The sequence below is a fragment of the Geodermatophilus sp. SYSU D00779 genome (assembly GCF_054050595.1).
In genome coordinates this window covers 25,984-42,821 of record NZ_JBJGZQ010000019.1, presented here as the reverse complement: position 1 = coordinate 42,821, position 16,838 = coordinate 25,984, and the positions used below count along the sequence as shown (strand labels likewise).

Here is a 16,838-nt window from a genome sequence, read left to right as displayed (position 1 = left end):
GGTGGGCTCATTGGGGCCCGCCAATCAACCTTCAGAATGCGACTGTTAAGACCTTGATCACGATGTGGATCGAGGGTGCTGACATGAGGCAACGGAAGGTGATCTCCGCGCCAGACGGTCGGAACATGGACCAAATCCACATCGGCTGAACACACGCGGAGCCCCCGCGGCCTTGACTGCATTCTCCGTTGACGTTGTCCATTGACACACGTCGCTGTGCACGAGACGACCACACAGGTCGAAGTCAACGCCAAGTAGCGGGGAACACACCGACGGCGCTGGGCGCAGGTGGAGCCGAGAGCGGCATTTCCGACGTGCACGCCCGTCAGGAGGCACGGCGCTGTCCGCGGGATCTGACATCACTGACAGCGTCCCGGACAGCATCGAGCACGCCACTTTCCTGCCCGGCACGTCCTCGCGGTCCTGCGTGCCCGGCACGAGGCTCCGGGCGCCGTCCGTCCGGGCGATCCTCGGCAACCTGCGGGGCTAGGTGTACTGACCAGAGACGTTGGTCGAGGGCATGTGACGACACGATCTGACTGATCTTGTTCGGGGAGGACCTCCGGACGTGGAGTGGAGCTGCTGAAGGCACCCGCTCACACGACCCGGAGGTCCTCGTGGCCCACGCTAACGCTGCCCTGACTCCTCGCCATCGACTCAAGCTGGCGCATGCCGTGGTGGAGGACGGCTGGACGATCAGCTACGCGGCGACGGTGTTCAACGTCTCCCGGCCCACCGCCGAGCGATGGGCTGAGCGGTATCGCCAGACCGGCGAGGCCGGCATGGCGACCGCAGCTCGCGGCCACACACGTGCCCGCGGCGCACCCCGCGGCCGGTAGTGCGCAAGATCGTGCACCTGCGGTGGAAGAAGCGCCTCGGGCCGGTGGCCATCGCCGCTCGACTCGGCCTGGCCGCCTCCACGGTGCACGCGGTGCTGCGCCGCTGCCGGATCAACCGGCTCTCCCACGTCGACCGGCGCACCGGCGAGCCGATCCGCCGCTACGAGCACGACCGGCCCGGTTCGCTGCTGCACGTCGACGTCAAGAAGCTGGGCAACATCCCCGACGGCGGCGGCTGGCGCTACGTCGGCCGCCAGCAAGGCAGGAAGAACCGGGCCGCCACGCCGGGCAAGCCGCGCAACGCCCAGTACAACCCGCTGCTCGGCACCGCGTTCGTGCACACCGTGCTCGACGACCACAGTCGCGTGGCCTACGCCGAGATTCACGATAACGAGACCGCCGCCACCGCCATCGGCGTGCTGCGCCGGGCGGTGGCCTGGTTCGCCGCCCACGACGTCACCATCCAGCGGGTGCTGTCGGACAACGGCTCGGCCTACCGCTCCCACGCCTGGCGCGAGGCCTGCCTGGGGCTCGGCATCAAGCCCAAGCGGACCCGGCCGTACCGGCCACAGACCAACGGCAGTATCGAACGCTTCCACCGCACGCTGGCCGACGGCTGGGCCTTCGCCCGAATGTTCAGCAGCGAGTCAGCGCGCCGAACGGCCCTGCCGGGCTGGCTGCACGAGTACAACCATCACCGGCCCCACACCGCGATCGGAAACCGACCCCCGATCACACGCTTGACCAACCTGTCCGGGCAGTACAGCTAGGGCCAGATCGCGAGCCTTGCTGTGCGCGGCGGACCGAACGAAGTGTGCGCTCCGACCCCTTTGCGCGCTCCCGGCCCCAATTCAACAACTGGCAGCCGGGGTACTCTGCGGGCAAGCTGAGGAAGTCATCGGCTGGCTTGTCCACCACGCTGGGTGACGGCTGTCGAGGGCGACAGGTGACAACTCGAAGCTCGGAACCCGGCTGCGCCACACCCAACGCCGACCAGTGATCCACCGCAGGACCCACGTTCACCACGCTGAAGGTCCACCACTCCCTGTCATTGAGACTCTCGGCGCATAATGTGCGAGCGCCATAGCGCGGCGTCACCTCGCGCCTACTCGATGGAGACTGGCTTGCCCGCAGACATTCCCCGCGAGGACCGCTCGCTCCGCCTGCCCAAGACCATGGTCGGTCGGACGTCGGCACAGCAAGCGCTCGTGGAGGGGCTGGATGCGGCGCTTTCGAGTCGCTCATCAGTGCATCTGATCGAGGGCGAGGCCGGAGCAGGCAAGACGATGCTCGTGGAATGGCTCATGGTCGAGGCGGCGCAGCGCTCGTTCCGCCAGGTGATCGTCCGGCCCGTGGAGGGCGAAGCCGACTTGCCTCTGGCGGCGATGGTCGACGTCGTCCGACCGCTCGCCCGGTGGCTCCCCGCCCTCCATCCCCAGCACAACGAGGTCCTAACGGCCGCTGCCGGCGGAGGAGGGCGTGGCTCCACCGACCGACTGCTGCTCGGCGCTGCGACGCTCCAACTCATCGCCGCAGCTGCGGTGGAAGTTCCGGTGCTCCTCGTCATCGACGACGCGCACTGGGTCGACGCCGCCTCAGGTGAAGCGCTGAGCTTCGCGATCCGTCGGCTGCTGGCTGACCGAGTGACCGTCGTCATGGCGCAACGGCCGACCGAGCAGCAGCGTGTCCGCGGCCCCTGGGACGTCATTAGCCTCCCTGGCCTGGCCGAGTGCGAAGTGGGGGAACTGCTCGCGACGGCGGCTGGTGTACAGCCCGCGCCCTCGGTCGTGGTCCGAGTCCGCGAGGAAACGCTTGGCAACCCCCTCGCCGTCAGTCACCTTGCGAACCAACTTTCCCGAGATGCACTCGTTGGTAATGCGTCGCTTCCGCTGTCCCTGCCTCTGCAGGACGTCGCCCGCCGCACCTTCTCCGGGCTGATCCGTGCGCTTCCCGAGGCGACCCGTACCGCCCTAAGTGTGGTCGCTACTGCCGGCTCGATCGCTGCTCAGTTCACGGCACACGCCTTGTCGGAGCTCAGATTGTGTCTTTCTGACCTCCTGCCGGCCGAGGAGGCCGGCCTCGTCGTTGTCGGGAGTGGGCATCTGGACTTCGCCCACCCGTTGTACCGGGCCGCAGCGTTGGAGGTCGTTGGGTCAGCTGGTGTCCGCCGTGCGCACGCGGCGCTGGCCGCGGCCGCAAAGGACAGTGACCCGCAGCGACACGCCTGGCATCGCGGGTTGTCCGTCGTCGGGACCGACGAGAATGCGGCGGCTGTGCTGGAGCAGGCGGCGGATGCGGCGGAACGACGGGTTGGTGCCGCCGCCAGCGTCGGAATGCGTAAGCTAGCGGTGACGCTGAGTCCTCCAGGACCGATGCGCGATGTGCGGGAACTTGCTGCCGCCCGGGCACTGCGAGCCGCTGGTCAGCATGCCGAGGCTCTTAGTCACCTGCAGGTTCTCTTGGCGCGTGACGGCGTGGCCTCGGAGGTGTGGGCGGCCGCATTCGAATTGTCGGCTCGGCTCATGTTGTGGGACACGCCGCTGGATGCACAGCCGGTGGCCCAGCACATCCCCGCTGACTTGCCCCCGCGACAGAGGGCAGCAACGCTCATGGTGGCAGCTCTGAGGGCTCGAAACATGGTTGAGCTCCAGCGCTGCAGGGACCTGTCACAGGCCGCACACGTTACGATGCGAGCGCTCTTCGCCAACCGCGAGCCTTCGATCACCGCGCTGAGCGGTGACGTCGAGGAGACGCTATTCCTGCTGCCGACGCTCAGCTTGGTGGCGCAGGTGGACGTGTTGGGTGGCGCGCATCGGTCTGCATCGGTGGACGAGCTCATCGGGCGGGTGCAGCGGCTGCTGGCTGCGGCGCGCGGTGGGGAGGAGGAGTCGTCAGCTGTACGGGCCGGCCTCGTGGCCATGCTGGACGACTTGGTTGGGTCGCCAGCCCAGGCGTTGACCTGGACTCCGGCCCTCGATCTCGCCGATGAGCTCATCACCCTGTGGTTGTCGGTGGCACGGGCGCGGCCGTCGAGCGTCTGCTACCTCATGTTGGCGCGCACCGAACTGGCTGGCTGGACCGCCAACCTGTTGGCAGGGCTCACCGCCGCGGATCGGGCGATCGAGGGTTTGCAGGAACTGGGCAGTCTCGCCCTCACCGGCTGGGCTCATGCCTACGCGGCACGCATCTGTGCGGCGATGGGTGACGAACGACGGTGCCTGGAGCACGGCGCTGCTGGCACCGACCTGGGAGCGAAACTGCACGAACCCGGCCAGAGCTTGTTTGCAGCACTTGCACGCGGACACCTGCTGTTGAGCACCGGACGCGCGAAAGAGGCGACGGAGGTCTTGTCACCCGCCGCCGACTTCATGACCTCCATGCAGCTTCATGGCACACGCGCCATCCCGTGGCAGCCGGATTACGTCGAGGCCCTGGCCCGGAGTGGCCGAGTAACCCAAGCTGACGCCGCGCTGCAGGCGTGGGTCAAATCAATGCCTGCTCAACCGGATGATTGGCATCGAGCCGTAGTGGCCCGGTGTCGGGTAGTGCTACACGGGGAAGAAGGCGTCGACGAGCTGCTGGCCGCTGTCTCGACCGGGAGCCTCCGGTTGACACCCCTCGAGGAGGCACGCGCCCAGCTCGTAGCCGGGACCGCTCTGCGTCGCCGCCGCCGCCCCACCGCCGCCCGAGCCCTCATCCAAGAGGCGGCAGCGACCTTCAGCCGAGTCGGAGCCGCGGGGTGGCGCGCCACGGCGGACATTGAGCTCGGTAATGCTAGGCGCTCCGGCACCACCGCCTTGAGTGGTGTTGTTGACGGCTTCGGCCTCACCCAACAGGAGATGCGGGTCGCGCAGGAGATCGCCAGCGGGGCAACGAACAGGGAAGCGGCCGCGCGCCTGTTTTGCAGCCCCAAGACGGTGGAGTACCACCTGACCCGCGTGTACTCAAAGCTCGGCGTGCGTTCGCGATCGGCCCTCGCCCGACAACTGGCTGTGCCGCTAGTCGGGGAGTGACTAGCCTGCGACCAACTGGGTTGTGGAGTGCTCCCGGGTTCTCAGACGATGTCGGTGAGCTAGGGAGCCGGTAGGAAATTGCAGAATTCGAGGAAGTATCTACTCAACGCCGGATGGGGGGACGTACCGACGGCCAATGGCGGCAGCACGGGCACGGAAGTGCCGGCGCAGCAGCGGGCTGGAGGGAAGCGCCGCTCTCGCGAGCATCTTGAGCACCGCATTGAGGCCTGACCAGCGGAAACACTGCCCCGAAACCGCCCCTTCCAAGCTGACTGTGCGGGTTCGATCCCCTCACCCGCTCCACCGTGGTATCGCGGTATCGCGGTATCGCGGGACACCGTTCACAGGTGTCCCGCGACACCATCTAGTTCGGCGGTCTGCGGTGCCGCCATGACTCATCCTCATGTGGCTTGAGACCTCCAGCAGACCGGTACGGGACACCTTAACCGGAGGCGTCGTCTGTATAGTCGCGACCCTGTCGGCAGACCACGGCGGAACGGCGGCGGCCGAGACCGCCGCTCGCGTGAGGGCGTCATGTCAAGGATCATCAGAAGCCCACCGGTTCGTGCTTCTGAGGATGCAGTGGCGTTACGAAGCCGGGCCACTTCTTTGTGCAGGCCGCGCCATCCTCAACGTGGCGGTCGCCGACGACGCCATCGCCTCCAACCCGTGCCGGTTGCGCGGCGCCGGCACACCCAAGGCCACCCGGCCGTCCCGTGCACTCACCGCCGCAGCGGCACTGCAGCTGGCCGAGCAACTGGGGCGAGACCGGAGGACCGCCCGGTACCGCGCACTGCTGCTCGTCCTCGCCTTCGGCGGGCTCTGGTTCGGTGAAGCCACTGCGCTGCGCCGATCCGACGTCCTGGCCGGCGGCCGACTGCGCGTCGAGCGTTCGGTGCGACGCGTTGGCGGCCGGTGGGTGGTCGGCGAACCGAAGACCGACGCCGGACACCGGACGGTGACCCTCCCCGCCGCGGTCGCGGCGGTACTGGAGGAGCACCTGGGGAAGCACGTCCCAATCCCTCCAGACGCCCTCCTGTTCACCACCAGTACCGGCGGCTACCTCGCCCGCAGCAATTGGAACTCGACCTTCCGCCGCGCCGCCGAGGCCATCGGTCTGCCAGCAGTGCGGCCCCACGAGCTCCGCCACACCGGGGCGACGCTGGCCGCATCGACCGGCGCAACGACTAAGGAACTGATGCGCCGGCTGGGCCACTCCTCCCCTGCCGCCGCCCTCCTCTGCCAGCACGCCGCCGACGACCGCGACGCCGAGATCGCTCGCGCTCTCGATGCCATGCTGGACGCCGCATCGGGCGCCCGCGCCGAGGCCCAGGATCGAGACGACGGCACGCCGCCGTGACCGGCCGGGCCGTAAGGCTCCCCATGCACTTGCCTTCGGACACCGCTCGGAGCAAGAATGGAGCATGACCGAGCTCCAATTTGAGTCTGTTGAGGAGCCGTTTCGCTCCCACCCTGACCTGGCCGAGGCGGCTCTCCGCGCCCTCTACACCGCGGAGTTCGTCGGGGCTGCCCCTCATCGAGCCCACTCAGTGTTGGGTTGGGACGCCCTCCTTGCAGTGAGCAACTCGCTCGGCTCAGGCAAGACCACGCTGGTAGGCATTCAAGTGAAGGAAGCAAGCACGCGGTCGTGGAGCCGTGAGAGTGCCGAGCAGATCACCAGCGTCCGCCAGATGCTCGAACGCTTGCTTCAGGAAGCCGAGGGCTCCCCTCGGCCGGCCGGAGAGTGGCAGCCGGTGCTGTCCACGTTGGACGAGGATCTTGTTGCCCGGCTGGTGGGAGCATCGCCATCGTCGATCCGCCGCTACAGCTCTGGTGGTCGGGAAACCCCCCAAGCGATCGCGGAACGCCTGCACTTCATAGCCCTCGTCCTCGCCGAGCTCGCCGGCTCCTACAACGACTACGGCATGCGGCGCTGGTTCACCCGCCCACGATCAGCGCTCGACGGACGGTCGCCCGCGGACCTCATGGGCAAGGACTTCAATCCCGACGGCCCGAACGGGGAGCGCATCCGCCGGCTGGCCGAGAGCCTACGCACCGCATGACGACGGTCTTCCGCAACGCCGACGCACGCTTCCCACCACTGTGGGAGACCGACGCCCAACCAGCCGCCCGGTGGCACGGGTCCGGCGAAGGCCCCGCCCAGTACGTCGCCGATACCCCCGACGGGGCGTGGGCGGAGTTCCTGCGGCACGAAGAGATCACCGAGCCGGAGGACCTTGCTGGAGTGGCCCGCAGCCTCTGGGCGTTCGAGGTGGACGACGGCGAGCTGGCGGGCGCATTGCCATTGACGGCCGAAGGCTTGTTAGGCGGCGAGGAGACGTATCCGGCCTGCCAGGAGCTCGCACGGCAGGCGCGGGCGGCGTCGGGCGCCCCCACCATCCGCGCCCCGTCGGCCGCGCTGCTGCCTGGCGCGGCACGAGGCGAACGGACGGAAGGAGGCGGCCTGGTGCCGGCAGCTGACCGGGACGGGGTGGTCTACGTCCTCTACGGCCGCCGTCCGGACCTGCGGGGCTGGCGGGTCGTGGAGGCGGGACGTCCGCCGGTCCGGCTTCTCAGCCTGGTCCGGCCGATGGATTGGTCATGAGTTGGTCACGAACGGGCCCCTGAGCCCCCGAATGTGGGCTCTGACCGGGGCGGATAGGCACGCCGACTCCAGCCTTCCAAGCTGGCCATGCGGGTTCGATTCCCGTCACCCGCTCCACGTCTTGACCAGCCCAGATGTCCGTCTGCCCAGTTCAGCGAGGCTTTGGCGCTGCTCCTGTGCCTCAACGGCGCTGACCCCTGTCGACCGCGGACCACCGGCTCTGGCCGGTGCTTGAGGCACGACCTCAAGTAGTCCCGGTCCGCCGCCACAGCAGGAGCGCTTTCAACCCGTAGGCGCGCACAACTCCTCGACTCAAAGCCGTCGATGGGCGCTGGGGCGGTCTCCGACACGCTGCCGAGCACGGCGGCTGCGCATCGGCCGACCGGCTGGTATCTACCCGTCGACCGGTGGATCGTCTATCCCCGCCGAGTGGGTCCATAATCGCCGCGCCCCTCCACGCTTGCATCGTTGATCCGGCGTCCTTCGACGTGTTGGGGCCCGGGACGGTAGTGCCCCGCTCGGCATCAGCCGCGGACGGTCGGTGCGCTGCTCGGGAGGAGGAGGTCCATGGTCCGCGTCATGGTCGTTGATGACGAGGCTCTCGTCCGGTCGGGTCTGAAGCTGATCCTGGGCTCGGCCGATGACATCGAGGTGGTCGCCACGTGCGATGGAGTTCAAGCGATCGAGGAGGCGCGGCGTCACCGACCCGACGTGATCCTGCTGGATCTGCGGATGCCCGAGGTCGACGGCCTTGCTGTGCTGCGCCAGCTCGCACGGCGGCCCCATCACCCCGCGGTGGCGATGCTGACCACCTTCGACTCCGACGAGTTCATCGCCCAAGCACTCAGGCTGGGGGCTGCGGGTTTCCTGCTCAAGGACACTGAGCCCGAACAACTGGTACACGCGGTGCGGATGCTCGCCGCTGGCGGGAGCGTGCTGTCCCCGACCGTCACGCGCACGGTGATCAGTGGGTATGTCGAGGGCAGCGCCCGACCGGCCGACGTGGCCCGGATCGAGGCGATGAGCCGGATCGAGGCGATGAGTCCGCGGGAACGCGACGTGCTGGGCCTGATCGGGCAAGGCCTGTCCAACGCCGAGATCGGTCGGCGTCTCTATCTGAGCACTGCGACGGTCAAGGACTACGTCAGCGCAGTGCTGACTCGGCTGGACGTGACCAACCGCGTCCAGGCGGCCGTCGTGGCCCGCGAAGCCGGCGTGGTGTCGCCGTCGGAGGGCGAAGGCCGATGACGCCGATGACGCGCCCGCGGGCGGCGCTCGTCGATGCCGGTGTGGTGGCGTTGGCCCTGCTCGACTCCTGGCTCCGCGCAGTAGACGAGGGAAGTGGACTGTTCGTCTCCCTGGTCGCTGCCCTCGCGCTCGCCTTCCGCCGTCGGTGGCCCTTCGTGGTCTTCGCGCTGACCCTTCCGGCGCTGTACACCGCCCACGTCCTCGTCGCACCTCTGGTCGCCCTCTACACGGTCGCCGCCACGTCTCCCGCTCGGCGCCCGGTGCTGGTCTGCGCCGTGATCACCGCTCTCGGGGACTTCCGGCCCTGGGACCACCTGCCCTGGCCATCGACCGATCCCGATCTCGCCGAGCCGTTCAGCGAGCTCCTCGGGGGCGTCCTTCTTGGGCTCATCGACACCGCTGTGTACGCCAGCGCTCCGGTGGCGCTGGGGTTCTTGGTCCAGACCCGACGGGAGCTTTCCGCCCGGTTCGCCGAACTCACCGCCGGCCGGGAACGGGAGAAGCGGTTGGTGTCAGAGACGGTGTTGGCACAGGAACGCGCACGCCTGGCCCGGGAGATGCACGACGTCGTCTCCCATCAGGTCAGCCTCATCGCCGTCCAAGCAGGCGCCCTGAGGGTCACGACCCACGACGAGGGGGTTCGTGACACCGCGGACGCGATCAGGAAGCTCAGCGTCCAGACCCTTGAAGAGCTGAGGCAGATGGTCGGCGTGCTGCGGGCGGCCGGCGGGCACGTGTCCGAACTCGCCCCACAGCCACGTCTGGGCGACATCCCCCGGCTGGTCCAGGCAAGTGGACACGACGCCCGCGTGGTGCTCGACGGTGTCAGCGGCCGCAGCTGGCCCGACGCGGTCGAGCGGGCTGCCTACCGCACGGTGCAGGAGGCCCTGACCAACATCAGCAAGCACGCTCCCGGTGCCCCGGTCACGGTGCAGATCGCGCCGTGGGGAACCGGACTGTGCGTCGCCATCCGCAACGGGCCGTCAACGGCGGCACCGCCGGCCACCGACCTTCCCGGCGGTGGACACGGTCTCATCGGGCTGCGCGAGCGCGCCGAACTCCTCGGCGGCGTCCTACGGGCGGCACCCACCGACGACGGCGGATTCCTCGTCGAGGCCGTCTTTCCCAACGGCTCCGGGCCCGAACAGCGCCGGCAGAACTGACCGCCGAGGACACGGAAGCGCCCCTCCCCGAAAGGGTGCGGGATCCGCCGGTCGGCGGGGTACCCGCCAGTCGATCGGCGGGATGCGTTCACGCCGTCCGCCGCGCCATCGTGACAGTCATGACGCACACTGCGGTCTCGTTCGGCCGCGGCTCGACCAGCTCAGAGCCCCTCACGGGCCTCGCCATGACCGCTGCGGTGAGCCCTGGCGGGGCCGAACACCGTCTGGCAGCCGGGGGCCGCAGCTCGCCATCCGAGCGCAAGGTCCGCATCACCGGGCTGGACCTCGCCCGCGGCCTGGCGGTCCTGGGCATGATCGGCGCGCATCTGGACCTGACCGAGAACCTGTCCTGGTCGCCGTCGAGCTGGCAGGCCCTCGTCTACGGCCGGCCCGCGGCGTTGTTCGGCGTCCTGGCCGGGGTGTCCATCGCGCTGCTGTCCGGGGGCACCCGTGCGGCAACCGGGGAAGACCTGGTCCGCGCGCGGAAGCGGATCATGGTCCGTGCGGCCTGGGTGTTCCTCATCGGCGGCGCGCTGGAACTGCTGGGCACGGAGATCGAAGTCATCCTCGGCGCCTACGCGGTCCTGTTCGTGCTCGCGCTGCCGTTCCTCCAGTGGTCACCACGCCGCCTGCTGATGCTGGCCGCCGGCATCGCGGTGATCGCCCCGCCGGTGTCCCTGCTGCTGTCGCAGGTGGCGATCGTGACCGAGGCCGAAACGGCGTTCACCTCCCTGGTGCTCACCGGTGCCTACCCGGTGCTGTGGTGGTGGGCGTTCGTCCTGGTGGGCCTGGCCGTCGGCCGGCTCGACCTCTCCGCCCGCCGGGTCCGGGCCGTCCTCCTCCTCGCCGGCGCGGCGGCGACGGTCACCGGCTACGCACTCGGCTGGGCGAGCACCCACCTGCTCGCCAGCGGCGTCGCCGTCCCGGAGCCCGTGGACGCGTCCGGGCGCATGCCGGGGTGGAACGAGGAGAGCATCGGGCAGTGGGACTGGGCCTGGCTCAGCGGAGCCCAGCCGCACACCGGAACGCCGTTCTGGTTGCTGGCCTCGGCCGGTGTCGCGGTCGCCGCCATCGCCGTCTGCCTGGCCGTCGCCGAGGCCTTCCCACGCCTGACCTATCCGGTCGCCTCCGTCGGCGCGATGGCTCTGACGGCGTACAGCCTGCACATCGTGGTCCTTCGGGTGTTCCCTCCCGACGGATCCTTCGGCTGGCCGATCTGGCTGCTCTTCATCGCCGGCGCGATGGTCTTCGCGGTCGCCTGGCGGCTGCTGGCCGGCCGCGGCCCGCTCGAGCGACTGCTCACCTGGAGCTCCAACCGGGCAGCCGGACTGTCCGACCGCACGCCCGCGCCGACGGTCTAGCAGCCTCGCTCCTCCGCACAGGACTGTGCGGCACTCCATTGCACGAGGTGACGTCACACAACCACTTCGCGAGTCCGGACCGGGCTCGTTCACTCCTGCCGCGGAGCAAGCGATGGACCCCCGCCCAGCGCTTGATGCCGCGGGGACCGAGCGCGGTACCCGCGGCAGCTGCGGAACGGGAGACGACGCTCCGTCACCTGGGTCAGCGACGCGGACCCCGGCGGAAGTCCGACTCCCTCAGCGCCGGGAGAACCACCACGGTCCGACGGATCACTGAGGGCCGACCCGAGCGGGGACATCCGCGCACACGGACTGGAGAACGACGGGAGGTCCCTGCGGGGCGGACCGAATACCGATGGGATGCGGACTTGGCTGTCGCGATACCCCCTCGACTGAGGCACGCTGAAGGCACGGTGTAGGGCGAAGAACGCTTTGACCAGCCGATACGGACGCCAGGAGACCACGCCTTCCGAGCTCGCCATGCGCGTTCGATTCCCGTCACCCGTTCCACGCGTTTCGCAGCTCAACCGGCCTGCAAGCCCTCCTGGAGGAGGTCTGGAGGACCCTCCGAACGCCCCCGTTCCAGGCCCCTGGAGACCCCTGCTTTCCCCTGCGTGGGTCATGAATGGGTCACGCCGCTCGGTCGAAACAGCCTGGTGAGGACCTTGTCGGACCGACGGACATGACTTCGTGACCCAGCGGGGTCACGAAGTTCCCTCTGCTGGCCAGTTGCCAGGTCCCGCCGGCGGCCACGGACTCGAGCTCACACGTCGCGGGAGCGGTTCGAACCGGTCACGCCGCGTCAACGCGATCCCGGGATAGGCCGACGCCGGTCGGCGTCGCCGGCGCAGTTGTTCCCGGGCGCCGGCCAGGTCGCCGTCGTGGACGCCGCGGTCATAGGCGTAGATGAACCCGACGCGAGGATCGTCTGCGTCTGCTTCGACCGGCCGCACCGGGCGATCAAGACCCGGCCGGGCTCGTTGACCCAGAACTGACTCGGGATGCACGGCTGCGTGCGGTGATCGGTGGAACCTCACCTGAGCTGCGGTTCCGTGATTGGGCGTTGTTGGCCGACGACGACCCAGGTTGGCTGAGTTGCGGTCCTCTGCGGACTGTGTGCGGACTGGAGATGGCGTGATCCGCGGACCCATCCGAGCCGTCCTGAGGGGCCAGGCAGCCGCTCCACAGCCGGCCAAGGGTGCCGGCTGCAGCGGGCCGCCGGAAAGGCGCCATCGTGTCCGTGCGGGATGGGCCTACGGCCCACCCGTCCCCCGACCCGCGCAGTCTCCGGGCTCGCCGGGGCGGTTCACGGTCACGTTGACCGTCAGGGTGGAGGATCGGCGGTGGCTGCCTGGCGGACGACCGCGGATGCTCCGAGGGGGGAGAGCGTATGTTCTCGGTGGATCTACCGAAGGACGGCGCGGGGGACGACGTGCTGCCGGACGTCGTCCGGGTCGTGGCCTCGAACGACGGGGACTGCCGGCCCGATCATCCGGTACTGCTGGCGAGGCGCCTGCCGGTCGGCACTGCCGTCGATGCGACGGCGGAGACGACGCTGTGGAAGGTGTCGGTAGGCGATCCGGACGAGCGCGGGAATCGGCCGGTCACCGTGCGCACGCTCGACGACCACCCGCTGGTGGCACTCCGGTTGACCGGCGGCGGCCCCTGCGTGCTCGACGTCCAGGTGGCCTCCGGCGTGCAGGCTTGGGGGTTGGGTCAGTGCTTCGGGCCCTCGTCGGCCCGGGTGGACTGGGTCGGACGCCGCCGAAGTGTCGTCGACGCGAGTGTGCAGGACAGGTTCCGCCCCTATGGCCACGGCACACAGGATTACGAGAAAGGGGTCGAGGGCTACCTCCAAATTCCAGTGCTGATGGTCGCCGGTGACCCGCAACCGTTCGCGATCGTCCTCGACTACGTCTTCCGCATCGAGGCCGACTTCGGCACGAACCCGTGGTCCTTCCGGCTCGGCTCCGACGTCCCCGGCAACCCGACCTTCCCCGTGCGCGTCTACCTCGTGGGTGGCGCCACATCGCTCGACGTGCGGCGCCGGGTGATGGACCTGCTGGGCCGACCCCCGGTGCCGCCGCGCAAGGCGTTCGGGCTGTGGATGTCGGAGTACGGGTTCGAGACCTGGCAGGACGTCGATCACGTGATCGGCGCGCTCCGTGGCGGCGCCTACCCCTTCGACGGCATCGTCCTCGACCTGTTCTGGTTCGGCGGGATCGCGCAGCATGGCGTGGACCACAGCGAAGTCGGGCGCTTGGGGTGGGACATCACCGACACCCCGGGTGTGGACGACCCCTACTTCCCGGACCCGCAAGGGAGGTTGGCGAGCTACCGCAACCAACACATCGGCTTCGCCCTCATCGAAGAGTCGTACGTCAACACCTCCACCAGCACCTACATCGAGCTTGGCCGCGCAGTCCAGAATCCCTTCGTCCGCCTCGGCCCCAGCGACCTCCAGTTCACGAGCGTCTGGTTCGGGCAGGAAGCCACGATGATCGACTGGAGCGTTCCGGGCGCCGGTGCGTGGATCCACGACCACCGGCGCAAGCCCTTCATGGTCGACTATGGGGTGCGAATGCACTGGACGGACTTGGGCGAGCCCGAGTTCTTCCACGATCGTGCCCACTACGCAGGTCACGACCTGGACGGCGACGGCTCGCGCCGCACCGGGCATGCCGACGTCGCCAACGTCTACAACCTGTTCTGGCACCGGTCCATCGACGACGGATATTCCCGGAACAACACCGATCAGCGGCGGCTGTTGCTGACACGTGCCGCCACCGCCGGCATCCAGCGGTACGGCGCCGCCGTGTGGTCGGGTGACACGAGCAGCCGCATGCCGGTCCTGGTCTCCCAGCTGCACAACCAGGCCCACATGTCCTGCTCCGGGATCGACTACTACGGCTCCGACGTTGGCGGTTTCCACCGCCAGGACGCCGACGCTCAGCGGCTCGACGAGCTCTACACCCAGTGGTTCGCGAACAGCGCGTGGCTCGACGTCCCGTTGCGGCCGCACGTCAACAACTACGACTTCTACACTCAGCGCTCCGACGACAAGCCGGACGGCCCACGCCGCCACCCCGTGGCGCCCTACGAGGTGGGCCACCGGCCGAGCAACCTGGCCAACCTCCGGACCCGGTACGAGCTCATTCCCTACTACTACTCGCTGGCCCACCAGGCATCGCTCGACGGAACCCCGATGATGCCGCCGCCGGGCCTCGTCTACCCCGACGCCGCGTTGCTCGGCATCGGGCACCAGAAGCTGATCGGCACCGACCTGATGGTCGCCGTGGTGGCCGGCCACGGCGAGTACGCCCGCAGTGTCTACCTGCCGGCCGGTCGGTGGTACGACTTCTGGTCCGGAGCCGCCGTGGAGAGCGCGGGGCAGTGGGTCACGTTCGTCCCTGAGTACCGGGACGGCGTCTTCCGGCTGCCGGTCTTCGCGCGGGGGGGCGCGGTCATCCCGAGAATGCACGTGGACGACGGCACGCAGGACTCCGCCGGGCACCAGGCCGACGGGAGCCGCGACGAGGATCTCGTCCTGCGCGTCTATGACGGGGGCGAGGTCGGCGGGCGGTTCACCGTCTACGAGGACGACGGCGAGACCCGCTCGTCCGCACCCAGGACGACCGACATCGTCCAGCGTCACGAGGGTGAGGACATCGTCGTCGAGGTCGCGGCCGCCGAGGGGCTGGTGCCGGACTCGGCGGACGTCCGCCCGCTGCGGATCGAAGTCGTCTCTCCTCTCGTCGTGTCCGGTGTGACACTGAACGGTGCCCCGCTGCCGCTGCTGCCGTCTCCAAGCCGCACGCAGCCCGGGTGGGCCGCCGACCCGGACAGTCGAACTGTCCATGCGTGCGTGCCCGATGCCGGCGTCGCGGCGGCGCATACGTTCCGGTTCACCACCGCCGGGACGCTCCCCGCGACGTCGTCGGTGCTCCTCGTCTGCGACTCCGCGTACACCACGTGGGGAGAGGACGTCCACGCCCGCTTCGTGACCCCGGTGCAGACTGCGCACGGGCCGCTCACCGAGGTGCAACTCGAACCCTCGGTCACCTACGCGTACCTGTATCCTGCGCCGGCCGATCACCCGAGCGGGCCGATCTGGACCCTGCTGCTCGACCACCTGCAGCCGAACCAGGAGGTCCGGTTCGCCTTGGAGAAGCGGCGCGGCGACGTCGTTGTCCACACCAGCCCGCGGCAGTTCTTCCGCTACGTCGGTCCTGGCGGGTACGCCGGGGAGATCCGGGGGAACCTCCACTGATCAACATGGTCCAGCAGCCGGTGGAAGGGTCACCGACTCGATCCCGTTCTTGTCGATGGTCAGAGCCGCATCGCACAGGCACCCAGCGCCGGGTGCACAGGGAGTGACCTTCACCGTTGTTTTGTTGTCCTTGACCCGCTCGAGGGTTGCCTGCGGCAACCCTCGGTCTTGAATTCCAGCAGCTCGTCCACAGAGATCGCGTTGTCTCCGGCATGTGACCGCGCCCAATCAACTGACAGCGCTTTGGCGCAGTGGCGTAGCGACGACAACAAGTGGACAGCTCGGATTTCAGTTGGCGCTAGGCCCTACGTAGCGGTGCAAGCGTCTTCTCCCGGGAAGTCGCTCGGTGCCTGCGTGAGGGCGCGCCAGTAGACGGATGACTCAAGAAGACGTCGCATCAGGGCGCCGGTAGCCGGCGAGCACAGATCAGGGTGACCGCGAGCCGGGCCAGCGAGGTGATGGTCTGTGCGGTGCGGTCGTAGCGCAGGGCCAGGCGTGTGTAGGACAACAGCCAGCCGAGGGTCCGTTCCACGACCCAGCGGTGCCGCCCGAGCCGGGCGCTGGAGTCGCGGCCGATGCGGGCGATGCGGGCGATGATCCCGCGGCGGCGCAGGTAGCGGCGCACGCGGGGGTTGTCGTAGCCAAGGCGGCGTGCAGCTTGACCGGTCGCCGGCGGGGGTGGCCGCGACCGCCGCGCTTGATCGCCGGCATGCGGTCGAGGATCGGTTCGACGAACAGGCTGTCGGGCCGGTTCGCGGCCGAGACGAGCACGTTGAGCCGCAGCCCGTGGGCGTCGACGAGCAGGTGGTACTTGCTGCCGGCCTTGCCCCGGTCGGTCGGGTTTGGGCCGGTCAGCTCACCCCCTTCTCGCCCGGACGCTGACCGAGTCCAGGGACGCTCGCGACCGGTCCATCTCGCCCTGCTGGCCGAGGCGGTCGAGCACCGCCTGGTGGACACGGTCGAACACGCCGGCCTGGGCCCACTCGCGCATCCGCCGCCAGCAGGTCCAGCTCGACCCGTGACCCAGCTCGGTGGGCAGCTTGGTCCAGCCGATGCCGGTGGAGAGCACGAAGGCGATGCCCTCGAGCACGTCTCGGTCAGAGACCCGCGGGCGACCGGTGCGGCCGTGCACTGCCGGCCTCTGCGGCGGGATCAGCGGCTCGACCAGCGCCCACAACTCATCGCTGATCAGCCGGGGCGGCGGGGCAGACGCCGGCGACGACATGCCCGGGCCTGAGCCGAACCGTCAGGACGGAACAGAGCCCGAAGCCCTACTTCTGCAACGTCTTCTAAGAGGCGATTGGTCGCATGGTGGTCACGCGGACCCTCGAGGACACCG

Annotated in this window: 8 protein-coding genes and 2 pseudogenes; 9 read left to right on the top strand and 1 reads right to left on the bottom strand. The window is 69.1% G+C overall.

What is annotated here, in order from left to right; all coding sequences use genetic code 11:
- Positions 1 to 617: 617 nt before the first annotated feature.
- The 9 genes and pseudogenes from ACI79G_RS15960 to ACI79G_RS15920 all read left to right on the top strand — a co-directional run bounded on the left by ACI79G_RS15960 (position 618) and on the right by ACI79G_RS15920 (position 15,499).
- Positions 618 to 1,609, top strand: a pseudogene (locus tag ACI79G_RS15960) (IS481 family transposase).
- A 354-nt stretch (positions 1,610 to 1,963) separates the two neighbouring features.
- Positions 1,964 to 4,852: a BREX system ATP-binding domain-containing protein gene (locus ACI79G_RS15955; RefSeq protein ID WP_456882095.1), complete on the top strand. Its 2,889-nt coding sequence runs from the start codon at positions 1,964 to 1,966 to the stop codon at positions 4,850 to 4,852.
- A 634-nt stretch (positions 4,853 to 5,486) separates the two neighbouring features.
- A complete protein-coding gene (locus ACI79G_RS15950) occupies positions 5,487 to 6,212 on the top strand; it encodes a site-specific integrase (RefSeq protein WP_456882094.1) in 726 nt (241 codons plus the stop codon).
- A 64-nt stretch (positions 6,213 to 6,276) separates the two neighbouring features.
- A complete protein-coding gene (locus ACI79G_RS15945; protein WP_456882093.1) occupies positions 6,277 to 6,915 on the top strand; it encodes a hypothetical protein in 639 nt (212 codons plus the stop codon).
- Positions 6,912 to 7,457: an RES domain-containing protein gene (locus tag ACI79G_RS15940; RefSeq protein ID WP_456882092.1), complete on the top strand. Its 546-nt coding sequence runs from the start codon at positions 6,912 to 6,914 to the stop codon at positions 7,455 to 7,457. The genes ACI79G_RS15945 and ACI79G_RS15940 overlap by 4 nt, the downstream gene beginning before the upstream one ends.
- Before the next feature lie 567 nt (positions 7,458 to 8,024).
- Positions 8,025 to 8,705 (top strand): response regulator, encoded by a 681-nt coding sequence (locus tag ACI79G_RS15935; protein WP_456882091.1) that lies wholly within the window; start codon positions 8,025 to 8,027, stop codon positions 8,703 to 8,705.
- Positions 8,706 to 8,860: 155 nt separating this feature from the next.
- Positions 8,861 to 9,868, top strand: coding sequence for a sensor histidine kinase (locus ACI79G_RS15930; protein WP_456882090.1), 1,008 nt, complete (start codon positions 8,861 to 8,863; stop codon positions 9,866 to 9,868).
- A gap of 119 nt (positions 9,869 to 9,987) precedes the next feature.
- Complete coding sequence (locus tag ACI79G_RS15925; protein ID WP_456882089.1) at positions 9,988 to 11,229, top strand: heparan-alpha-glucosaminide N-acetyltransferase domain-containing protein; 1,242 nt, start codon at positions 9,988 to 9,990, stop codon at positions 11,227 to 11,229.
- Between the two features lie 1,390 nt (positions 11,230 to 12,619).
- Positions 12,620 to 15,499: a glycoside hydrolase family 31 protein gene (locus ACI79G_RS15920; RefSeq protein ID WP_456882088.1), complete on the top strand. Its 2,880-nt coding sequence runs from the start codon at positions 12,620 to 12,622 to the stop codon at positions 15,497 to 15,499.
- Between the two features lie 397 nt (positions 15,500 to 15,896).
- Here ACI79G_RS15920 and ACI79G_RS15915 read toward each other — a convergent pair.
- A pseudogene (locus ACI79G_RS15915) lies at positions 15,897 to 16,724 on the bottom strand (IS5 family transposase).
- Positions 16,725 to 16,838 lie beyond the last annotated feature (114 nt).